This is a genomic window from Lentilactobacillus farraginis DSM 18382 = JCM 14108 (assembly GCF_000583655.1).
Lineage (GTDB): Bacteria > Bacillota > Bacilli > Lactobacillales > Lactobacillaceae > Lentilactobacillus > Lentilactobacillus farraginis.
In genome coordinates, this window is sequence record NZ_BAKI01000001.1 from 31,945 (window position 1) to 54,042 (window position 22,098).

24 protein-coding genes and 5 pseudogenes are annotated in these 22,098 nt (G+C 39.9%); 4 read left to right on the plus strand and 25 right to left on the minus strand.

What is annotated here, in order from left to right; all coding sequences use genetic code 11:
- Window positions 1–133 precede the first annotated feature (133 nt).
- Window positions 134–762 (plus strand): annotated as a pseudogene (gene lexA / locus JCM14108_RS00155) (transcriptional repressor LexA).
- A gap of 90 nt (window positions 763–852) precedes the next feature.
- Here lexA and JCM14108_RS00160 read toward each other — a convergent pair.
- Window positions 853–2,015, minus strand: a pseudogene (locus tag JCM14108_RS00160) (hydroxymethylglutaryl-CoA synthase).
- A gap of 103 nt (window positions 2,016–2,118) precedes the next feature.
- Entirely contained in the window at window positions 2,119–2,373 is a 255-nt protein-coding gene (locus JCM14108_RS00165; RefSeq protein ID WP_035177187.1) for a hypothetical protein, read from the minus strand.
- A 119-nt stretch (window positions 2,374–2,492) separates the two neighbouring features.
- On the opposite strand from JCM14108_RS00165, the gene JCM14108_RS00170 reads away from it, so the two are divergent.
- A complete protein-coding gene (locus tag JCM14108_RS00170) occupies window positions 2,493–2,681 on the plus strand; it encodes a PspC domain-containing protein (RefSeq protein ID WP_035177189.1) in 189 nt (62 codons plus the stop codon).
- On the opposite strand, the gene JCM14108_RS00175 is transcribed toward JCM14108_RS00170, so the two are convergent.
- The 17 genes and pseudogenes from JCM14108_RS00175 to ccpA all read right to left on the minus strand — a co-directional run bounded on the left by JCM14108_RS00175 (window position 2,635) and on the right by ccpA (window position 16,153).
- Window positions 2,635–3,303: a TIGR01906 family membrane protein gene (locus tag JCM14108_RS00175; RefSeq protein WP_338034171.1), complete on the minus strand. Its 669-nt coding sequence runs from the start codon at window positions 3,301–3,303 to the stop codon at window positions 2,635–2,637. The two genes, JCM14108_RS00170 and JCM14108_RS00175, sit on opposite strands and share 47 nt — an antisense overlap.
- Window position 3,304: 1 nt before the next feature.
- Complete coding sequence (gene nucF, locus JCM14108_RS00180) at window positions 3,305–4,078, minus strand: 5' nucleotidase NucF (protein ID WP_035177192.1); 774 nt, start codon at window positions 4,076–4,078, stop codon at window positions 3,305–3,307.
- Between the two features lie 19 nt (window positions 4,079–4,097).
- On the minus strand, window positions 4,098–4,487 hold the full coding sequence (locus tag JCM14108_RS16255; protein ID WP_237745663.1) for a YutD-like domain-containing protein: 390 nt from the start codon (window positions 4,485–4,487) through the stop codon (window positions 4,098–4,100).
- On the minus strand, window positions 4,451–4,684 hold the full coding sequence (locus tag JCM14108_RS16260; protein ID WP_237745655.1) for a YutD-like domain-containing protein: 234 nt from the start codon (window positions 4,682–4,684) through the stop codon (window positions 4,451–4,453). Before JCM14108_RS16260 ends, JCM14108_RS16255 begins: the two co-directional genes overlap by 37 nt.
- A 14-nt stretch (window positions 4,685–4,698) precedes the next feature.
- Entirely contained in the window at window positions 4,699–6,090 is a 1,392-nt protein-coding gene (locus JCM14108_RS00190; protein WP_035177195.1) for a bifunctional metallophosphatase/5'-nucleotidase, read from the minus strand.
- A gap of 12 nt (window positions 6,091–6,102) precedes the next feature.
- Window positions 6,103–6,711: a metallophosphoesterase family protein gene (locus tag JCM14108_RS00195; protein ID WP_035177198.1), complete on the minus strand. Its 609-nt coding sequence runs from the start codon at window positions 6,709–6,711 to the stop codon at window positions 6,103–6,105.
- A gap of 138 nt (window positions 6,712–6,849) precedes the next feature.
- Window positions 6,850–8,226 (minus strand): amino acid permease, encoded by a 1,377-nt coding sequence (locus JCM14108_RS00200; protein ID WP_035177201.1) that lies wholly within the window; start codon window positions 8,224–8,226, stop codon window positions 6,850–6,852.
- A 159-nt stretch (window positions 8,227–8,385) separates the two neighbouring features.
- Window positions 8,386–9,579, minus strand: a complete 1,194-nt coding sequence (locus JCM14108_RS00205; protein WP_035177203.1) for an acetate/propionate family kinase — start codon at window positions 9,577–9,579, stop codon at window positions 8,386–8,388.
- 22 nt (window positions 9,580–9,601) lie between these two features.
- Window positions 9,602–10,615 carry a class I SAM-dependent methyltransferase gene (locus tag JCM14108_RS00210; RefSeq protein ID WP_035177206.1) on the minus strand — a complete coding sequence of 338 codons (1,014 nt, stop codon included), beginning with the start codon at window positions 10,613–10,615 and terminating at the stop codon, window positions 9,602–9,604.
- A 306-nt stretch (window positions 10,616–10,921) separates the two neighbouring features.
- Window positions 10,922–11,356: a ComGF family competence protein gene (locus JCM14108_RS00220; protein WP_035177211.1), complete on the minus strand. Its 435-nt coding sequence runs from the start codon at window positions 11,354–11,356 to the stop codon at window positions 10,922–10,924.
- A complete protein-coding gene (locus JCM14108_RS00225) occupies window positions 11,331–11,513 on the minus strand; it encodes a hypothetical protein (RefSeq protein WP_035177213.1) in 183 nt (60 codons plus the stop codon). Before JCM14108_RS00225 ends, JCM14108_RS00220 begins: the two co-directional genes overlap by 26 nt.
- Window positions 11,500–11,934, minus strand: a complete 435-nt coding sequence (locus JCM14108_RS00230; protein ID WP_035177215.1) for a prepilin-type N-terminal cleavage/methylation domain-containing protein — start codon at window positions 11,932–11,934, stop codon at window positions 11,500–11,502. Before JCM14108_RS00230 ends, JCM14108_RS00225 begins: the two co-directional genes overlap by 14 nt.
- Entirely contained in the window at window positions 11,924–12,238 is a 315-nt protein-coding gene (gene comGC, locus JCM14108_RS00235; RefSeq protein WP_035177217.1) for a competence type IV pilus major pilin ComGC, read from the minus strand. The genes JCM14108_RS00230 and comGC overlap by 11 nt, the downstream gene beginning before the upstream one ends.
- A gap of 2 nt (window positions 12,239–12,240) precedes the next feature.
- The gene (locus JCM14108_RS00240) at window positions 12,241–13,302 is read right to left on the minus strand and encodes a type II secretion system F family protein (protein WP_035177220.1); all 1,062 of its coding nucleotides are present in this window, start codon (window positions 13,300–13,302) and stop codon (window positions 12,241–12,243) included.
- Window positions 13,232–14,203 (minus strand): competence type IV pilus ATPase ComGA, encoded by a 972-nt coding sequence (gene comGA, locus JCM14108_RS00245; RefSeq protein ID WP_035177222.1) that lies wholly within the window; start codon window positions 14,201–14,203, stop codon window positions 13,232–13,234. The genes JCM14108_RS00240 and comGA overlap by 71 nt, the downstream gene beginning before the upstream one ends.
- Window positions 14,204–14,326: 123 nt before the next feature.
- A complete protein-coding gene (locus tag JCM14108_RS00250) occupies window positions 14,327–15,061 on the minus strand; it encodes a YebC/PmpR family DNA-binding transcriptional regulator (protein ID WP_035177225.1) in 735 nt (244 codons plus the stop codon).
- 89 nt (window positions 15,062–15,150) lie between these two features.
- Window positions 15,151–16,153, minus strand: a pseudogene (gene ccpA, locus JCM14108_RS00255) (catabolite control protein A).
- A gap of 217 nt (window positions 16,154–16,370) precedes the next feature.
- Between ccpA and JCM14108_RS00260 the strand changes: the two are divergent.
- A pseudogene (locus JCM14108_RS00260) lies at window positions 16,371–17,467 on the plus strand (M24 family metallopeptidase).
- 108 nt (window positions 17,468–17,575) lie between these two features.
- On the opposite strand, the gene JCM14108_RS00265 reads toward JCM14108_RS00260, so the two are convergent.
- Together JCM14108_RS00265 and JCM14108_RS00270 are read right to left on the minus strand one after the other, a co-directional pair.
- A complete protein-coding gene (locus JCM14108_RS00265) occupies window positions 17,576–18,076 on the minus strand; it encodes a prolipoprotein diacylglyceryl transferase (protein WP_035177228.1) in 501 nt (166 codons plus the stop codon).
- A gap of 29 nt (window positions 18,077–18,105) precedes the next feature.
- Window positions 18,106–18,516 carry a DUF948 domain-containing protein gene (locus tag JCM14108_RS00270; RefSeq protein WP_035177230.1) on the minus strand — a complete coding sequence of 137 codons (411 nt, stop codon included), beginning with the start codon at window positions 18,514–18,516 and terminating at the stop codon, window positions 18,106–18,108.
- 162 nt (window positions 18,517–18,678) lie between these two features.
- Here JCM14108_RS00270 and JCM14108_RS00275 point away from each other — a divergent pair.
- A pseudogene (locus JCM14108_RS00275) lies at window positions 18,679–19,553 on the plus strand (mechanosensitive ion channel family protein).
- An 81-nt stretch (window positions 19,554–19,634) separates the two neighbouring features.
- On the opposite strand, the gene cbpB reads toward JCM14108_RS00275, so the two are convergent.
- The 4 genes from cbpB to murI are packed head-to-tail and all read right to left on the minus strand — an operon-like array spanning window position 19,635 to window position 22,059.
- Complete coding sequence (cbpB, locus tag JCM14108_RS00280; protein ID WP_035177232.1) at window positions 19,635–20,135, minus strand: cyclic-di-AMP-binding protein CbpB; 501 nt, start codon at window positions 20,133–20,135, stop codon at window positions 19,635–19,637.
- 27 nt (window positions 20,136–20,162) lie between these two features.
- Window positions 20,163–20,672, minus strand: a complete 510-nt coding sequence (locus tag JCM14108_RS00285; protein ID WP_035177234.1) for a metallophosphoesterase — start codon at window positions 20,670–20,672, stop codon at window positions 20,163–20,165.
- The gene (locus JCM14108_RS00290) at window positions 20,669–21,268 is read right to left on the minus strand and encodes an XTP/dITP diphosphatase (protein ID WP_035177236.1); all 600 of its coding nucleotides are present in this window, start codon (window positions 21,266–21,268) and stop codon (window positions 20,669–20,671) included. The genes JCM14108_RS00285 and JCM14108_RS00290 overlap by 4 nt, the downstream gene beginning before the upstream one ends.
- Window positions 21,265–22,059, minus strand: coding sequence for a glutamate racemase (gene murI / locus JCM14108_RS00295; protein ID WP_035177480.1), 795 nt, complete (start codon window positions 22,057–22,059; stop codon window positions 21,265–21,267). Before murI ends, JCM14108_RS00290 begins: the two co-directional genes overlap by 4 nt.
- Window positions 22,060–22,098 lie beyond the last annotated feature (39 nt).

Genomic DNA, 22,098 nt, shown 5'->3' on the forward strand with positions numbered 1-22,098 from the left:
CATTCATAAACATTCCTCCAATAAAATCATTATAACAGAAAAATTTAAAAAATCACGAACACGTGTTTGAATTTTTAAACAAGTTATGTTACGATTAAATCAACAATTAAAGTAACTAATGAGGTGTCGGACAATGGCAAAAGATGCTAAAAACAAACAGTATAAGATTTTGCACTATATTTGGGAAAGAGTCAATGAAAAAGGATACCCGCCCACAGTCAGAGAAATCGGCGAGGCGGTTAATCTCTCATCAACTTCAACAGTCCACGGCCATATCGCCAGACTGCAAAAGAAAGGTATATCGTCAAAGACCCTTCAAAGCCCCGAGCGCTTGAAGTAACACCTGCCGGAATGGATCTATTGGGAATTGCGCCTAAACAAAAGCAGATTCCAATCTTAGGCACAGTCACCGCCGGCGAGCCAATTTTAGCTGTTGAAGACGCAACTGATTATTTCCCACTGCCGCCACAACTGGCACATGATGATCAAAGTTTGTTCATGTTACAAATTCGCGGTGAAAGTATGATTAACGCCGGTATTCTTAATGGTGACTATGTGATTGTCCGAAAACAGGCGTATGCCGATAATGGTGACATTGTGATTGCTATGACTGATGAAAACGAAGCAACCTGCAAACGATTCTTCAAAGAAAGCGATCACTTCCGGCTCCAACCGGAAAACGATGCAATGGCGCCTATTATTCTAACAAAAGTCAGCATTCTTGGTAAAGTTGTTAGCTTATATCGTGGCGAAATCGATTAAACTTATTTATCGCTAATAATAAAAGCTTGGGATTGGATTATGATTCCCAGGCTTTTATTTTGGGCTAAAAGGGCCTTCGCTTACTAAAAGCTATTTTTGACTTTGATACAATCTTTGATCATCTTGACGCCCCGCCAGAACAAAATCACTCGAATCATTCGACAGATCAAATTTTTGATTTTCATTACTCAGTGACAGAGCGGACCGGTACATATCTTGATACTGGTCAATTGTTAGTTGCTGCCGATTAGCTAGTAAATCAGTCATTTCACGCTTTAAATTCTTATTATCAAATCGATTGCTGATTCTGGCACTATAGAATTCACCCTGAGCACCTGATCCGTAACTGAAAAGGCCGATCAAACTGCCACCTGCAAGTTGATTTGAATTTGCCAACAAGGAAATCAAACTGAGATATAGAGAACCGGTATAAAGATTGCCCACCAAAGCATTGTAGACTCGAGAAGCTTCAAATTGAGCCAACAATGTTTGGGGATGATTACTTTCATCAATAATCGATCGCAAAGCTTTCAATCCCATCTTTGTATATGGCAAATGAAAAATTAGTGAACTAAAATCGTCAAGTTGTCGATTATACTTTTGCTGATATAGTTCCCAAGTCCGCTTAAAAAAGTCAATATAGATCTCATTTGAATAATGACCATCAACAACGGCATCTTTTCGATAAAGTGGTCGCCAAAAATCCATAATGTTATCAGAATAAAAGGTTCGCTTATCCTCAATTTCCAAAATTTGGGGGTCTGCTGCCAATAACATTGCCACCGCACCGCCTCCTTGGGTAACTTCACCTGGCGTATTAATACCATATCTGGCAATATCGGCCGCAAGAACCAAGACTTTACTGTCAGGGTGTAATCGAATATGCTCTACACCCATTTGCAGACCAGCGGTACCGCCATAACATGCCTGCTTAATTTCAAATGAACGCGCCTGATTGGAAATTCCCAGCAGTGATTGAATGTAAATCGCAGCGGACTTTGAATTGTCAATACCTGTTTCCGTACCAAAAATAATCATATCAATTTGTTGCTTGTCAGCAGTGCTTAAAATTTTTTCAGCTGCATTGGCTGCCAAGGTGACAACGTCTTGTGTCGGTGGGATAACCGACTGTTTTTTTGACCGATACCAATTAAAAATTTATTTGGCTCCTCATTTCGCGCATGTGCCAAATCAACAATGTCAAGATAATATGGTGACGTAAAAAAACCGATTTTATCAATCCCTATAGCCATCGTTAAATCTCCTTTTATAAAAGAATGAGACTAAAATCATAATTTATTCGTTCAAGTTATGATCTTCGTCTCATTATGTACAGTGGCTTTTCCACCACTAACGTTATTCAGTAACAAAATGGATCTTGTATTGATCCTTGCCGTTAATTGAATTAATAACCAATCCTTCAGTTAAATTCCCGGCAAACACAAAACCTTCGTGCTTATGACCAGTTGACGTAAAGGTCCATTGAATAACCTGAGCACCACCAGCTGGTGTCCCAAAGACCCGGATACCGGATAATTGGCCATAAGAGTTGTCTGAAAGGACAACCTCTTGATTTCCCAAATTTGCATTGATATTTAAAGTTAATCGCATAAAATTCTCCTAGTTAATCAATTATCTAACATAATAGTGTATCATAATTGAAATCTGTTTTCTATTTCGGTATGGTTAATTTAAGGGTTTATTAAAACCCTTATAAGGAGGAATCGAAGATGAAAATTAATATTCATCGTTCAAAAAATAATCGTGTTATTGCCGGTGTTATTGGGGGATTGAGCGAGAAATACGACTGGAATCCATTTCTTGCCAGAGTCGTATTTGTCCTATTAGCATTCACCCCCTTTTTCCCGGGAATTATTGCTTACCTGATTTTGATGATTTTAATGAAGGATCCTGCCTGATGAGGGATTTTCTTCCCAATAAATAAACTCCGAACTGCAGCAGCAGAAAAATGGTAAAAAACAGACCAAAGCATTCAAAGAAAAATGTATCCGGCAGCATATTGATAACCGGGTCCAAATTAGGATCAAAGATCCAATCATTGTTCCTAAACAACAGTTCGTGAAAGTATACGAAGAGCTGTTCAAAATTAACGAACATAATTGAAACAATCACTAACGCTAAGATGGCGACGACTTTAACCGGTGTCATCAACAGCCATGTTAGTGATTGTTTATTTAATTTGTGAATAAGTACCCCAGCTATCGGCGCAAAAATTAACGCCATTATATTATTAAAAATAACCAGATGACGGACGTCCTTAAAGTGCTGTAAACCATTTGGTGAACTGATAAAATATTTCAATTTCAATTCGTGAATAAATGGATTTTGAATATAATTAACGATTCGAAGATACTCACCGTGCAACTTTCCTGCCGAAATACCGGTCACTGCCGGCAAATGCAGCAAATGAATATTTATATTAAAAAGCCAAACTGAATTAATCGTTAAAAAGATCGCCAATGATAAGGATCCCAGTAAAATAACGACCGCATATAAAATTTGTTTAATCGTTAATTTCACGCTACAGCCGCCATTCATCCAATGTGTCAATCTGATAAGTTGGTAAAACTTTTTCAGCCGCTACCTGCGATTTGGTCGACAAGCCGGTATAAACCAGTAGTGTATCAACGCCCGCATTAATGCCTGCTTTGATATCGGTATTATAATTATCGCCAACCATGACAACGTCATCCTTTTTCAAACCGATTTTTTGTAAAGCACTTTCGATGATCCGCGCTTTTGGTTTCCCAATCATAATCGGCTCCTGTTGAGTCGCATACTCAACAAACTTAACAACTGATCCTGCGCCCGGCATCATCCCCCGTTCCTTTGGAATATTTGTATCCGGATTCGTGCCAATAAACCGAGAACCGCTCCGAACAGCTAAAACTGCTTCTGAGAGCTTCTCATAGGTTAAATCCGAATCCAAGCCAACTACTACATAATCCGGATGGTCCGCCTCCAGTCGAAATCCATTGGCTAAAATTACCTGTTTTAAACCAATCTCGCCAACAATATAAACGGAAGGCTGCTCAGTCTTTTTATCCGCTTTCATGAAATCAACCGTTGCCATCCCGGATGTATAGACATTTTCAGGTTTAACGTGAATATCATGATTCTCACTCAGATTTTTAACCACATCTCGCGGCAACTGCGTAGAGTTATTGGTCACAAAAAGAAAGGGGATCTTTTTTTCCTGAAGTCGCTCAATAAACCTTTTAGCGGCTGGAATTTTTTTCTTACCAGCATAAACTGTCCCGTCAAGATCAATAAAATAGCCCTTATACTGTTTCATTTTTCTTTCCCTTCGATAATCATTTTTTACTTTCACGAATAATAAAATGGTGTTTATGCGACTTTTCTTCCGTTTTAACTACCAAATTATTTCGTTTTTTAAGCGGTGGTTTGACCGGCGCAACTTTTTGTTCGACAAATGCATGATGATTGCTTCGCCGATTATTATTCCGCGAATAATTTTTATTTGACCGCCGATGATTACGGGAATGTGAATTCCGATTATTTCTTGACTTATGAATAATCGGTCTGGCATCGGGGTTCTGAATAACAAAATAAGCTGCCCCAAAATTAATATCTTCCAGCAAATAATCGTTTAAAGATGCAATAAAGGGGCCGTTGGCAACATCCCGATCATTGTTATAAAAACCCTTTAGTCGTAATTGCCCATATCCCCAATCACCAACAATATAATCATATTGCTTAAAGCCGGGTTATATCGACGAACAAATTCATCAAACTGAAACCCGTTTTGTGAATTTAAGACCACTTTATACTGGTGATTATTGATTAAAAGTTCAGTCTCCGATTCGTGCTGAATCTGGGCAAGTGGATGCCGCTTTTCATCCTGTTCGGTAATTAGAGCATCAAGTTGTTTGCGATCCACTACACATTCTCCTTTCATCCATTAATGGGATAATGTTTTGCTAAATAATCCCCAAAAACATCTCTTAAATTTTCATCGTACAGAATTTCATTTTGCCCAACAATCTCCAACGTCGGAAAAAACGGAATAAATAAATAATGATCGGGCATGGCAATCTGATATTTTTCAATTGGCGAAACCAATTCTTCCCGATAAAATAACCGGCCAGACTCAGAGTCATATCTAAGGCCGCTGTAATGAAGCTCGCCAAAGACCTTCCCCCGAAACCCCATCCCCTTTTGGGGAAACTTAATCAAGAAATTACGATTCTTTTCCATCTCCTTGATTAACCGCCACAAATCGTAACCACCCAGAGTCACCCGCATGACATGCATTGCATGTGGCAACATTTGATGCAGTTCATTTCGATCAACAATTCCTTGTGGCAGATCCCGGAGAAACAGGCCGGAGCTTAAGATGCCTGCCTGGGTCCCAGCCTTTTCCATAATGGCGTGCAAAGCCTCATTAACCAACCGCGAATTGCCAGTCAGGTTAGTGGTCATCGGCGTTTTAATTCTGGCTAATTTATTGCGGGCTAGTAATTTTTCACCAGTCTCTTCATAATTATCAATTTCTTCTCTGTCTGCCGAAAGTTCGGGCAAAGTTGCTGTCTTAACAACTTGTGCCTGACTTGCCGTCAAGTGATGGGCGTCATCAACTTCAAGCGTTATCCGTCCAACGTAATGACCCCACTTTTCAGCCGCTGCCAGCAAAGAATTATTAACCCGTTGGCCGTGCACCAATAAATGATGGGTATGCGATCCAATAATCACATTTAACTGTGGGAATTTACGAGCAAGTAATTGGTCTTCCGGCAACCCCAAATGTGACAATAGAACCACAATGTCATATTGGCCGGCATATTTTTTCAACAATTTCGGTAAAATCTTTTCCGGTTCAATTGGTCGCCATCCTAAAATAGGATAAGTCAGTAAATAAGGTGCCGTTAGCCCCAAGATCAATACCCGGGTTTTGTTGGGCGTAGTGATAATTTTGGCAGGTTGCGCCCACTTCGGCATTAATTTTGTTTTCATATCCAATAAATTTCCTAAAACAACGTCAAAATTGGCTTCATGGTAAAGTTCGTTGAGCTGTTCGTGCGTATTGGTCAAGCCTTCATTATTACCAATTGTCACCGCATCGTAATGAATCTGATTGAGCAATTCAACATTCGCCTGGCCGTTGGTTACCTCCGTTAAAGGGTGAACCCGATCAACAGCGTCCCCTAAATCAAACGTTAAAACGGCAGCATTTTTTTCACTTAACAATGTTTTCCGAGTTGTCTGAATATATCGTCGAATTCGCGGCCAATTTTCAAAATGTGAATGTAAATCATTTGTGTGTAGAATCGTTATTTTTTCCGTCATAAGACCACCTAATCAATGTCGCTTTGCAAAATCAATTTGTTTTTGAACCACCATTTCTTCGATTTCCTGCTGTGAAAAAGGCGTCCCAAATGGCGGCTTGTGCTTTAAATAATCGGCTTCGGGCGTATCAACACCGACATTAATATCTTCTTTTATCGGAACCGCATAATGGTGGATATGCCCGTGAAGATTAATAATCTGCTTAACAATTCCCATCATCATTGGATAATGCGTCATATAATACTGTCGATGATTCATTTTAATTAAAACACCGACGTCGTGAAATTCAAACTTGGGATGCCCATCAATAGTATAATTATGTTTTGCCAAATACTTAAATAAATTTCGGGAATCGTGATTTCCCTTAACCAAAATCAGCCGCCCATTTAATTGGTTCAGAATATCAAAGATTCGTTCATTAGCTTCTTTTTCCGGTCTCATATGAAGAATGGCAATGTCTCCCAAATGATAAACAATGTCATCTCTGCCGACTCTGTCATTCCAATTTTTTATAATCGTATCGTTCATATCTTCAACCGTCAAAAAGGGGCGGGGCGCAAACTCACTCACGCCAAGTAACCTCTCATGAAAAAAATGCGTATCAGCTGTAAAAAATTGCATTTAACATTCTTCTTTCAAACGCGCTAGTCACTTTTTCTATGATACCACCGCTTGATAATATTTTCCCGCTATTATAGCGAAAATAACAGGGGTTGAAAACAAATCATGCTTGCTTCAACCCCTACTTTAAACCAATTCTTATTTTGGTGACGCAACTTTACTTGTAATTGATTTACCAATAAATAAGATCAACAGCCAAATAATCGAACCGATTAGCGCGATTAGTGTATCCGTCTTTAAGACCAAAACAACACCTACAAATGTTAAAAACGCCAAAACAAAGTAATCTGAAAAAGGATAAAATGGCATCTTAAAAGTCGATTTGTGTGTCGTCGATCCTTTCTTTAAGTTTTTTCGATATCGCAAATGTGCTAAAACGATCATTCCCCAAACAAATAGAAAACAGGTCGTTGTCACACTTGAAATAAAGCTAAACACATCGCCGGGCATTAAAATGCTCAAAACAACAATTAGTGCGATCACACAGGTTGAAAAGAGAATCGCATTAAATGGAATTTGGCGACGGGACAATCGGCCAACAGTTTGGTGAAACTTTGACTTACCATTGTAAGTCATTGAAAACATCATTCTTCCGGTGGTAAAAATCGAACTGTTGCAGGCAGAAATCGAAGCTGACAGAACAACAAAGTTGATAATGGTTGCTGCCGAACGAATGCCGATACCGGAAAAGACCTGCACAAACGGGCTGGATGATGGTGATACATGCTGCCATGGAAAGATACTCATTAAAGCCAAAAGGGAACCAACGTAAAATAGTAATACCCGGGTTGGCACCTCGTTAATACTTTTAGGGATTGTCACTTCCGGATCCTGAGTTTCAGAGGCCGTCATCCCGATCATTTCAATTCCGGCAAAGCCGAAAAGAACCATCTGAAAAGACAAAACAAAGCCCGAAATACCATTCGCAAAAAAGCCGCCGCTTAAAATATTACCAAGCTCAGCATGTCCGAATGGTGTTTTATAATGCACCAATACCAAAATAATCCCAATAACGATTAACGCTACAATTGCTGTAATTTTAATGATTGAAAGCCAGAATTCAGTTTCTCCGAACGCAGAAACGGCAATAATATTGACTAAAAATAAAATCACCAAAACAACTAAGCTGGTAAGCCAAACTGGAATTTTTGGAAACCAGAATTGAACATATAGCCCCGTTGCGGTTAAATCCGCCATCGCAATTGATATCCAACAGGTCCAGTAAGTCCACCCAATTACAAAGCCGGCTTTTTCACCCAAGTATTTTTTTATAAAAAATACAAATGAATTGCCGCCAAGGTCGGATAGAAGTAATTCCCCCAATGCACGCATTAATAAAAAGCAAGCAAAGCCTGCCAATAAGTAAGCAAGAATAATTGACGGTCCCGCAAGGTGAATTGATTGCCCGGCGCCCAAAAAGAGTCCGGTTCCGATTGTACCACCCAAAGCAATCAGTTGAACGTGACGATTTTTTAAGCCACGTGAGAGTTGGTGATCGTCATTTTGGCTTTCCAAAAAAAGCCCTCCTTTTTCTTAAATTAGAAAATAGTTAAATAAACTTTTTAAACAAAGAGGCCGAAACAAAACACAAACCGTTTTGCAATCAGCCTCTACAAAAATGATTAGATTAATTAAAAAATACCATTCTTTGTTTTGATCATAATTTTGAATTTATTATTCTTTACGTAATCTTTCAATATCACGAACAATCATTAACTCTTCGTCAGTTGGAATTAAAAGCGTTTTAACAGTTGCGTCTTCTGCTGACAAGTCTCTTTCTTCGCCACGAATGTCATTCTTCTTAGGATCGACCTTAATGCCAAAATAACCCAACTTATCAGTTACTTCTTGACGAATCATAATATCATTTTCGCCAATCCCGGCTGTAAAGACCAGCGCATCGATGCCACCCATTTCAGCAACATAGCTCCCAATGTATCGAATAATCCGGTTCTTAAAGATTTCACGAGCCAGCATTGCTCGATGATTTTCGTGCATGACGCCTTCGATTTCACGCATATCGGCCGAAACACCCGAAACGCCAACCAAACCGGACTTATGATTCAAAATATCAACCATATCGTCCATGTTTTTGATGTGCGCTTTTTCCATCACATACTGAAGCGCCGAAGGGTCAACATCGCCTGAACGAGTTGCCATTGTAATCCCGGCAACTGGTGAGAAGCCCATGGATGTATCGAAAGATTTGCCGTCTTTAATAGCGTCAATTGAAGCACCGGCCCCCAAATGAAGCACAACTAATTTCAGATCTGCCAATGGTTTGCCGAGCATTTTAGCAGCTCGCTGGGAAACATAACGGTAACTGGTTCCGTGAGCGCCATATTTACGTACTTTATAATTTTGGTAATATTCATAAGGCAAGCTATACATATAGTTGATTTCAGGTAATGTCGTATGGAAAGAAGTATCAAAAACCGCAATACTAATCGTGTTGGGTAAAATCTTCTTAAATGCTTTGATTCCAAGAATAGCTGCTGGTTCATGAAGCGGCGCAAATTCTGTTAAGCTTTCAATTTTCTTGATAACATCATCATCAATAACAACTGAATCCTTAAAGTCCTCACCACCAGCCACAATTCGGTGACCAACACCGGTAATTTCATTATAATCTTTGATAATGTTTAAACTTAAAAGCTTATCAAGCACCAGTTGAATGGCCTGTTCATGATTGTCAATGTCAAGGGTATCTTTGTATTTCTTACCGTCATCATATTTAATTGAAACAGATGATGAACCCAACCCAATCCGATCAATTGCCCCACTTGATAAAACAGTTTCCTCAGGCATTTGGAACAATTTGTACTTTAATGTGGAACTACCAGCGTTAATTGCAATCGATTTTCCCATCGTAATATTACTCCTCTATCTATTATTGTAAAAGATCCTTCTTTTGCCAATCGTCAATTTCAGTTAAGAATTTTTGGAATGCCGACCGATCCTTAAATGAAGGGAATTCTCCCAACATAATCGGACTAGCCTGTTTGGCATTGCCACCCGACTTCTGCAAAATCATAATTGCTTTTTGAGAAGCTTTATTTTGAAAAAGTTCACTTGGCAAATTTAAAAGGCCTTGTAAATATACATTACCCTGCATCCACTTAAGCAGTTGCTTGGCTTCATTCGTTTTAAACAATTGACTAGGCACGAGAAAAAAGCCAAACCCGCCATTTCTAACATGATCCATGGCAAATTCTATCAGTAAATGGTGAACATAAGAGTGGCCGTTACTGGAACGCGTACGGAATCCCTTGGTGTTTTCATCAATTGGATAATACCCAATCGGTAAATCGCTGATGACAACGTCCACTACTGGTGCCAAAACATTTTGAATGGTGTCTTCATGGAATAATTCCGCATGAATATGCTGAATGTCAAAAGAACTGGCAGCCAGCTCAAACATCGCATCGTCATTTTCAATTCCGGAAACCGCGGGCTTGATATGAAGATTATTATCAAGTTGATTATAAACCGCAGTTAATAAATTACCCGTTCCCATTGCCGGATCCAGCAGAGATAATTGTTTTTGCCCACTGAAAATTCCAGAAATGATGTAACCGATGATATCAGCTATTGTGTCCGGAGTTATCTGATAATTTGCCTGAATCTTATCAACTCGGGTCGCTTTCAATACAGCCATTTGAATTGATTTGCGCAATGTTTCGGCATCATAATCATCCCGTTTGAACTCGGCATATTTATGGTCAACCTTTTTTGCATCAGCACTAGTCAATCCTAAAGCATCAACATCGCCACTTTGAACTGTATCCAACACCTCGATTAGCGAATCCAAGTATGACTGATCCTTTTGTTTCTGAACAATCTCGGTGACTTCGTTAAGGATATTAAAGAAGCGTTCGATTTGTCCTTCTGCCAGAACACTCAACTCCTTTTCACAAATTACTATAATACTACTAAATACTACCAGAAAAGGCTTCATTAATTCAAGTGGCTTTATCATAATATTAACTAACGATGTGCTTTTGTGATTTGATTCACGACTTGATTTGAGCTATTTTTTAACGACTTCCTATTAATTTTAACGACCTGCCGATATTTTTTCTGGTAAATTTGAGTCATTGTATCGATAGTCTCAATTTTTTGTTTGTAGGAAACACACTGAAAAACCAAGCAGGTAAAAATAACACTGATAAAAATAATTGCAACCACCGTCAATGAACCATTTCGGTGGTTATTTAACCGCCAGCCTGGAATACGCCTGATGTTTTTCACCGTTTTTAAAGACCACACTGGTTATTAGCCCCCTTCCACTTCTCTGCCAGTGTACTTCCCGGACATTGGTCAGAGTTGGTACATGACCAAGATTATCCCCTGTAAACCGTAGCATATCCTGATATTTCTGCATGTGGTAACGTTTCTTAGTAGCTAAACTGTACAATAGCACATCATCATTTCGAAGCCGCAAAACTTTAAAATCAAAGTGATCGGATTCAAGTAAATTAATGGCAGCATAAAAATCAGTCGTTTGTGAACTAAATGTGCGAACCATAAAGTTTGTCATCGTGATAATCGTCCAAATTGCCAAGACGCAAACAAATAGATTGATCATACTTTCCACTAATAGATAACCAGGTCGGCGGTTATTTTTGATGAAGCTGATCTTCATAACGATTCCTTTCTGTCATCATCGTTTGCTGATGATTATCAATTTGCCGATTCATTTGTCGAGTTATGCCAATATAAAAAATACTGAACAGCGAAATGATTGTTAAACCGATGATTGAATCAACCAGTGCAAAACCGTCGTGATTATTTTTGCTCAACTTTAAAGCCACTCCATCCCAATTGAATTTTTTGTAAGTAGATTCGCTTGCCACCGTCAGCCTGCCAATAAACCGTCGTCGGAGAGGAATAGCCATCCGGATTTATAAATAACCGTCTGGTATTATGCGGCCGTATCTGACGCGGGCATTGCAAAATCTGTTTTTTTAAAGATGCTTGATAAGGAATAAACGCTATCTGACCCTGCCCCGCTTCTATCAACACTTCGTACTTGCAGTGCTTGGCAATCGCCTGCTGTTGTGTCCGGGACCAACATGTTTGAAACGAACGCCAAAAGAGCGCTTCATCCGGATGCTTCTGATTAATTATTGAAATCAGCATTAAATTAATTAGAAGGGCGCTCGCTAAAATCCCCAAATAAATAATCAGCTCCAGAACGGTAAACCCCTTTCTATTTGCCATCGCTTTTTGAAATTTTAATGCCCGCTTTTTTGGCCTGAGCAACCTGTTTGGCTGTCAAATAACCATCTTTTGCCAACGCTTCGTATGAGATATGGTCATTATTCGGATGTTGACTTTGATACGCATCAACTTGGGCCTTGACCATTGACTTCATAGCTGAAGTGTGAATGGTTTGCGCGTGGTTTCTTTGATTTGCTAAATTAGGGATAACAATCATGATTAATAACGAAATAATAAACAACACAATCGTCATTTCAATTAAAGTAAAACCGGACCGAACGTTCTTGTTACTTTTTTTAACCATATTTAATAAAGTCCTTTCACTGAGTTATAAATTGGCAACAACAGTTGAAAATAAGTCGTAATAATGGTAATCCCAATAATTAAAAACATCGTTGGTTGAATAACGGCAATCAGCTTATTTGTTGTCATAATCATCTCATCAAACATCAATCTTGAATATGCCGTCATCGAATTGGCCATCTCCTCAATCGTGTCGCCGGAATTTAGAAATTTGATAATCTCCCGAGGAATAAACGGATGGGTATCAATAACTTTCTTAAGGGAATTTCCCTTAGTCAAAGCGCTGTTTAACTGTTTTCCCAATGCGTAAATAATTGACGCCTGTTTTTGGCTCGACAAGGTTTCATAAATTTCTTTAACACTAAGACCGTTTTTTAAAAGCGTAGCTAAATTACTCGCCAAGTAGTAGGCTAGATAATTCTTAAACAATCTACCAAATATCGGTATCTTAACCGCAATTGATGCTCTGACCAAAGGTGGCTGTTTAAGCAAATAGGTAACTGCCACAATGAGCAGACCGGATACTCCCATTGCTCCCCATTTAAGTAACGACAAATTAAAAAAGTTGGAACGGTTTGCCGAAACACTGGGAAGCAGCGTTTCAATTTGTGGAAAGACAACCACATGAATCAAAACAATGAGAATCAAAAGAATCAAGCAAAGAAATAACGGGTAAACCATCATCGTTTTTATTTTGCGGATTTGTTTGATCTTAAGGCGGTTAAACATCGCCAACTCCTGTAAAACGTTTTGAAGCTGGCCGTGTTTTTCGGCGATTAGAATTTGATAGTATGCCTGCGGCGCAATCAGTGGCTGAAGACATTGCGAAAAGTCCAAACCGGTTTGCAACCCGTGGATGATTTTTTCCGTTCCTTTTTTCAAAGATTGATCGGTCTGACAAATAAATTTCAATGCAGCTGTCAATGAAAAACCGATTTTCAGTAAATTTGCCAACGTGCTAAAAAATTCTGCCTGGGTTGCCGTATTCCACCGATTATCCGAATTGAAAGTCAATCGCAGTTTTTCGGGAAATTTGTTGCTTGATAACTGCTTCTTCGAGTTCATTCTGCCATTCGCTCCAATCATAAGAAGTTTTAGCCATCAGTTCGGCCAATAAATGGCATTTTAATAATGCCTTTCGTTCACCGCTCTTTACCGGAATTAAACGCTGATAGCAAATCGCCGTTACGGCCTGCAGGATAAATGATTCTGCAACGCCTAATTGCAACAGCCTGTTAATAACACCTTTGGGGCTTTGCGCATGAATTGTCGAATAAACCAAATGGCCACTCAAAGCCGCCCTAACAGCTGCTTTGGCTGTCAAGACATCCCTAATTTCGCCGATAATAAAGATATCCGGTCGGTGACGCAAACCAACTTTAATCAAATCCGAATAATCCATTCCGGCCTCATGGTTTACCTGGAGCTGTAAATAATCAGGCTGCTTAATTTCAACTGGATCTTCAATGGTCATCACAACTTTGTCAGCCTTAATTTGATTTACCAAATTATAGATACTGGTTGTCTTACCGGAATCGGTTGGCCCGGAAAAAATAATTAATCCCCGCCGTTTGGATACTTGATGAACCTTCCATAAATCTTCCTGTGTAAGAAATGCGGTTTTAATCTCTTGCAGATCATAAATAATCCGAATAACCATTGATTCGGTTCCTGAAAAGTCACCAACTGAAGATAATCTTAACGAATAATGTCTATCTGCCAATTGCCACGCCATCGCGCCAACTTGCGGCCGTCGATTCTCGCTTATCGCCATGTCAGCCATATACTTGCAGTAATTAATCATTCGCCGGGCTCTCGTTTCTGAAACAGTTGCCCAGGTTGTCAATGTTTGAGCATCTCGAATTTTAATTTGATACTGATTACCAAATGGTAAGAAGTAAATATCGCTGGCACGACGTTTAATCGCCTCACCATATAATTTAGCAATTTGTGCATCTATTTCCATTAGCTTTCACCTCACAGTAAATAAATACGATTAAGTGAATGCTTTTTTTCGAAAAAAAGTCAACCAAAAGTTTTTACTTTTGGTTGACTTTCTTTTTTTAGCTACAAGTTATTATTCTGATCTTTAACTGTTTTCCGGCAATACAGCAGCTTCATAGACGTCTTGAACATCATCATTGTTTTCAAGCTCGTCAATCAAGCCGGTATATTGGGAAATCTTTTCTTCCGGAACTTCGGTTGTCGTTTCTGGAAACAACCTGACTTCGGCGGTATCCAAATCATACCCCTTCTTTTGCAATTCATCACGAACAGACGTCATTGCCGAAGGATCGGTATAAATCTGAAAAGTCTCGTCAGTTGTCTTCATATCGTCAGCACCGGCATCCAGCGCATCCATCAATACGTCGTCTTCGCTCTTGTCCAAGCCTTCGCGAAGAATTTCAATAAATCCCTTGCGGTCAAACATATATGAAACCGATCCACTGGCCCCTAATGAACCGCCATGGTGTGTAAAAGCGGAACGAATTGCGGCAGCAGTCCGGTTTTTATTGTCTGTTAAAGCAGAAACCATAATTGCCGTGCCACCGGGTCCATAACCTTCATAGGTGATTTCTTCGAATTTGGCGCCACCGATTCCCGAAGCCTTGTCAATTGCGCGTTGAACGTTATCTTTCGGCATGTTGGCAGCTCGAGCTTTTTCCATTACCAACCGTAATTGAGGATTGTTTTCTGGATCAGGATCACCTGCTTTAGCGGCTTGATACAAGTCACGTGATATTTTTTGGAAAATCTTTCCACGTTTAGCATCCTGGGCGTTTTTACGTCCCTGAATGTTATGCCATTTTGAATGTCCTGACATAATGACTCCTCTTTTCTAAAGTTTATTAGCTAGTTTCAAACATACGACAATATCTTACCAGATAAGAAGACCGGTTTCAAGCGTCCTTCTTATTTGGTTGATTCCCGTTTCATCAATCCATATGGTAATAAAACGTTCTTTTCGTCGACTTCTTCATTATTCATTAATTTTGTCAGTAATCTCATGGCTACCGCACCAATATCATAAAGCGGCTGTGTGATCGAAGACATCTTTGGTCGAACCATTTCGGTCAGCTTGGTATCATTACTGGTAATAACTTCAAATTGATCAGGTACTTTAACCCCGGCATCGGACATCCCGTTCATAATCCCGGCAGCCAATTCATCATCGGTGACCATGGCAGCAGTAGCGTTTACCGACATCAAAGCAGGCTGCAGCAGCGTACCGGTCTTGTATGTATCATCCGTTTCAAAGACCAGCTTGTCATCATAAGGAATTCCCGCACTCTTAAGCGCTTTTTTATATCCCTCAAGTCGAAACTTACTGTTGATAGCCTGTTCCAATGGACCGCAGACAAAAGCAACCCGCTTGTTGCCGCGATCAATCAAGTTTTTGACCTCTTCCTGTACTGCCGCAACATAATCAATATTGACACTTGGCTTTAGATTCTGTTCATCAACCGAGCCGGCAAGCACAATCGGCGTTTTGGTTCGTTTAAATTCTTCACGTAATTTATCGGTAATTTCATTTCCCATAAAGACAATTCCGTCAACCTGTTTAGACAGTAAGGTATTCAAAACCTTAATTTCTTTCTCACTGTCAGCATCCGAATTGGTTAAGATGATATTGTATTTATACATCGTTGCGACATCGTCAATTCCCCGAGCCAAAGATGAAAAGTACATGTTTGTAACATCAGGCACGATAACGCCAACGGTCGTTGTTTTTTTACTGGCAAGTCCCCGGGCAACCGCGTTGGGCCGATAATCCAACTTTTCGATAACGTCCAGCACTTTTTTTTCGCGTGGCCGGTTTTACATTTGCATTTCCATTAACCACTCTTGAAACTGTTGCCATTGAAACGTCTGCTTCTCTGGCAACATCGTAAATTGTAATTGTTTGTTTGTCCATTTTAATAGCCCTTTCTTTCAAATATAGTAAGTTTTCATATATTTTCAAAACATCATTCAATATACCAAATAAAAGCAGTTACGGCAAACTGAAAACGTTTTCAAGTAAATCATAAACTAAGATCTGTGAAAATTCAAGTGAAAACGGTAAATTAAGGCAAAATGCGTTATTTATGTATGCTATACTGTTGATATTCTACAAAGGAGTTGCATTATAAATGAACAAAATTGAAAAGGTACAGCGCTGGCTTGCTGATAATAACCGCGATATCGCATTGATTAGCGATCCCAAAACCATTCAATACCTCACAGGATTTTTCAGTGACCCAAACGAACGGGTTTTAGTGTTGGTTGTTTTCAAGAATAAGGAACCCTTTCTCTTCGGCCCGGCGCTTGAAACCGAGGCAATTAAAGAATCGGGCTGGTCGCAGCCGGTGTATGGCTATTTAGATCATGAGGATCCTTGGCAGATGATTGCCGACCAGATTCGCACTCGGCAAACCGACCAAACGGCTTTCGCAATTGAAAAAGCCAATTTGTCCGTGGCGTGGCTTGAACAAGCTAAATCTCAATTCCCAAATGGTGATTTTTCGGCAAATCTAACGCCAATGATTGATCAAATGAGAATGATTAAAACTCCCGACGAAATTGAAAAATTAAAGATTGCCGGTAAATGGGATGATTTCGCTTTTAAAACTTGTTTTGAAGCTGTTAAAGCAGGCCTTCCCGAATCACGGGTCGCAGCCGAAATGTCTTACGCCTAATGAAAAACGGGATTATGGAACTTAGTTTCCCGGCGCTTATTCAATCTGCCACTCACGCTGCCGAACCACACGGGGCTACCAGTGATAAAAAAATTGAAAACAACGCCCTGGTCCTGTTTGATTTGGGAACGGTTTGGGACGGTTACATCAGTGATGCAACCAGAACCATTGCTGTCGGTAAGCCGGATGCAAAATCGCTCGATATTTATAAAGTCTGTTTAGAGGCCCAGCTGGCCGCTCAAAATGCTGCCAAACCCGGAATTACAGCTGCGGAGCTTGATAAGGTTGCCCGGGATATTATCACCAAAGCCGGCTATGGCGAATACTTTAACCATCGTCTAGGCCACGGAATGGGGATGAGTGAACACGAATTTCCATCAATCATGGCGGGAAACGATCTTGTTTTGCAGCCGGGGATGTGCTTCTCAATTGAACCTGGTATTTATATTCCAGATGTTGCCGGCGTTCGAATTGAAGACTGCATTCACATTACTGAGAACGGCAACGAGCCATTTACGCATACAACTAAAGAGCTTCAATATTTTGGCTAAACTTTAACCATTTTTCCAGAACATTTTTCCAGAACAAAAAACGTGGGTCCCTGCCGTATGTAAATTTGCCGACAGTCCCACGTTTTTATTGTTTTGATTACCTGAATGTTAATCAGAAGTTGGCTTATCCGAATTGTCAGAATCTGTCTGACCGTTTGAATCAGTGGGAGCCACCGAATCATTTTCACTCGAGTGCTCAGCCGCGTTTTTTCCATCGGTCGATGCCTTGGCATAGTCCGAGTCCCCAAAAGCATCCCGGGCATCAACAATAATATCATCCTGGTCAGCTTTCTCTTCAGCTGCATGATCAACGTCATCTGCTTCTTTAGCTGACTTAAAGTTCTTGGCTTTTTCGGCAAAGTCGGAAGAAGCATCTTTAACAGTGCTCTTGGTATGGTCAAATTCATCCTTAAAAGCGTCTTTAAAGTCGCTAACCGCGTCGTTAGCATAGAAAGCATAGTCTACCGCCCGGTCACGCAATTCATCCGTCTTCTCTTTTAGGTCCCGTTTTAGCTGATGTTTTCGGTTTTCATCTAATTTCTGATAAGCCGCATATAAACCGGCACCTAAAAGTCCTGCAAACAAACCACCTACTAATTTTTTACCCATTATTAACCATCCCTTTCAAATTTTTGAAATTATTTTTTCTTTGAATGTCGATGCTTGGAAAACATCTTCCAAGCCGTTTTGCCAACAGTTCCGGCAACACCGGCGGCAGCCCCCTTCTTGCCGGTATTTTTTACCTTGTCAGTCAGGTGATGAGTTGCCTCGTTCAAATCCGAAACACTCTCACCAAGGTCGGCGGCAGCTTGAAATACGGGGGTTACGATATTTAATTTCTCATCGACATCTTTTACCAATGTATTTGAAGTTGCCATAATCTTGTCAGTTTGTTTGGCAATCACATCAATATTACTCGTCATCGAACGAATTGATGAATTAACCTCACTAATTGTTCGACTTATCTTTAAAAGAAACATTCCGATAAAAATGACTAAAAGTAAGAATGCAATTGCCGCAATCAGTCCCGCAATTTGTCCAGCTGTCATGTTCTTCCTCCTTGTGCAACGATTTACTTTAGAATAGCATTATAGCAAGGCTTTGACAATGAAATTGTTTATTTTACCAACAAGATTTCAAAGCGACTTGTGTTATATATTAGATTTTTGATAGTATTGAATGAAATAGATTCAATATAAGGACAGGTAAAAATGCAACTATATGAATTAATCCTAGGCGCCATTAACTGGCAAAAATACGTAAACTTTATTGATTGGCAAAAACTGCTGATCACCGTTGGTGAAAAGGTTGGCATTATTTTTCTCTTTTCCGTTCTCATGCTTCTCTTGAGAAGAATCGGCAAGGCTTTAATCAATCACTTTTTCAAACGCTATCGGGCAAAGTATCAAGATACCGTTACTGAAAAACGAATTCGAACTTTTCACACGTTATCTATCAATATTTTAAGTTATATTTTATGGTTTTTCTGGCTGTATTCGGTTCTTTCAACACTGGGCGTCCCAGTAGGCACACTGATTGCCAGTGCCGGTGTCTTCAGCTTGGCCATTGGACTTGGTGCCCAAAGTTTCGTTACTGATATTGTCAGTGGCTTTTTCATTTTATTGGAAAAGCAGGTTGAAGTTGGTGAATATGTTCAAATTAACAATATTCGGGGAACAATTGCCGCCGTCGGTTTAAGAACCACACAAATTGTCTCTGACGACGGAACACTTAATTTTATCCCAAACCGATCAGTTACGATGATCGCTAACATGTCACGTAATAATATGACTGCCATGGTTCAGATCAGTATCTTACCGGAAACACCAATCACCAAACTAATTAAAATTATTGAACAGGTAAACCAACGGGAAGTTAAAAACTATCCGGATATTATTGGCGAGCCAAAAATCATCGGCACAATGAACCTTCCTGATGGTAGCTGGTTTTTCAAGTCAACATCACAACTAAAAACGGCGCTCAAGCCGAAATATCACACCAATTTTTAGCCCTCTATCTTTCAGAACTTAATCAAAAGGGAATCCAACTTCCTTCCAGTCCGGTTGTTTTTCAAAAACAATCGTGATATAGAATGAAATTATTACCATTTTAAAAGCCCAAACCAGGCGGCCTGGTTTGGGCTTTTAAAATACTTAATCAATCCAACTTATTGAACAGCTGTCTGCTGAACACTCTTTTCATGATAGGCCGACAAAGCAACATATCGTTTAGAAAAGTTATGAGCTAGATAATTAATCTCCTTAAACAACTCACGTCGGGTAATAATTCCCAAAAATTTATTGTTGTGATCAACGTATGGAATGAAATTTTCATTTACCAAATGCCGCAAAATCACTTCCAGATTATCACGCTCATAAATAGTCGGTACATCTTTTTGCATAACTTCTTTAATCTTCATGCTATCCAAGGGCCGGGTTGTAATCCCGGTGTCCAATAGCATCTGTTCGGTAATCATAGATAAAGAAATCAATCCCTTAAAATGATTATCATTATCAAGTACTGGAATTTTAGCATATTTAACTTTTGTCAAGACAAGAAACGCGTGTTGTAAATTGTTATCTTCATTCACGGTTGCAACCAAATCAGCCGGAATTAAAATATCCCGGTTGCTTTGCCGCATCACCGCTTCAATTGGTTTGTCAATCATCTAAAAAATGACCTGCCTTTCAACCGATTAGAAGCTGAACTTCAACTTATTAAGCGCATTAAACTGTCGATCATAATACTGAACGGTCAGTTGCTGCCCCGCCGAACTAATAATCGCATAAGTACCGCCAATCGCCGCATATTGGCCCCGAGGAAACGAAATGCTGCCGGGGTTTACAAATAATATCCCCTGATCCAGGGCGACACCAAGTTGATGCGTATGTCCAAATAAGACAATGTCAGCAGCCTTACTTTTTGCGTATAGTTTCAAATTTAGTAACCCATCATTTACTCCCTGTAAATGACCATGAGTTAATAAAATTCGATGATTATCAACTTCCTCAACCTCAGCCGGCGCAAAATCTGCCAAGTCCATATTCCCCTTGACAATGTGCAAATGTGAAATTAACGGATCATCAAGTTTTAATTCTGAATCACCACAATGAAAGATGCCGTCAACCTGTTGTTCATACCGTTTCACCAACGAGGCAATTATCTGGCGGTCACCATGGCTGTCACTGACAACAAGTATTTTCAACTATCCCACCGCTCACGTAATTTTAAAATTAATTGCCGAATTGCCCGTCCACGATGACTGATCGCATTTTTCTCATGGGTTGACATTTCAGCTAACGTCAATTGCTTTTCTGGAACGTAAAATAAGGGATCGTAGCCAAAATTATTAGTTCCCCGCTTAGCTCGCAAGATCTGACCAGCTACACGACCATTGGCGGTAATCTTGTCTCCCTCTGGTGTTAAATATATCAGAACTGATTCAAAATAGGCAGTCCGATCTGATTTATTTTCCATTTCTTTAAGAAGTTTGGCATTATTGGCATCGTCGTCATGATCGCCGGCATAACGGGCCGAATGAACACCCGGTCGGCCATTCAAAGCCGGGACCACCAACCCGGAATCATCTGCAATTATCGGTAATTTGGTAAAGGCCATAATAGCAGCCGCTTTTAACATGGCATTTTCCGCAAACGTCTGACCGGTTTCATCAACATCCGGGACGTTTTCAAAAGCGTTCAGAGACTCAACTTTAATTGCGCTTTTCTTAAAGGCCTCTTCAAATTCTTTTACTTTATTGGCGTTTTTCGAGGCAATAACAATCACTGATGGCTTTTTCAACTGATAACATCTTCCCTTCCCAAACTAAGATGCTTGGCATGAATCTGCTTGCCAAGCAATTGATCGGCAATTTGTGTAAATTCTTTCTGATTTCCCGTTGTATAAAATTCTTTAATTTGAGAATCAACGTTGGGATCTCTAAGCTGATCATGCGACCTTAAATAAGCAGCTACATTTTGAGCTGTTGAGATGCCGGGATCAATTAATTGAACGTTTGCATTCACAGCCTGACGAATTTCATTTTCCAGCACTGGAAAATGTGTGCAACCCAAAACCAGGGTATCAACCGGCTTCCCTTTAAAATAAGCCAACTGCTGACGCACCTTTTCCAGAGCAATTTGACTGCCAGCCTCGCCGTGCTCAACCATCGTTACAAAATCCGGACACCCAAGGGAATAAACATTTGTATGCGGATTCAACCCTTTAATGATCCGCTGATAGTCACCGGACTTAACCGTTCCATTTGTTGCGATAACACCTATTTGATTGTTTTTAGTAGCCGCAACCGCCGACTCTGCACCGGGTGTAATCACACCAATTACAGGTATTGGCAATTGCGCCGTCAGATAGTCTAATGAAGCAGCAGTTGATGTATTACAAGCAATGACAAACATTTTAACATTCTGCCGCATCATAAAATCAGCAATTCGCTTTGTTAGTCTTCTGACAGTCGCTGGGCTTTTTTGGCCATATGGTAGGTTAGCTTGGTCTCCAACAAAAATATATGATTCACTGGGGAGAACCTTAACAATCTCTTTTAAGACCGTTAAACCGCCAACTCCTGAATCCATTACGCCAATTGGCCGATTATCCACGTTAATTCCTTCTTC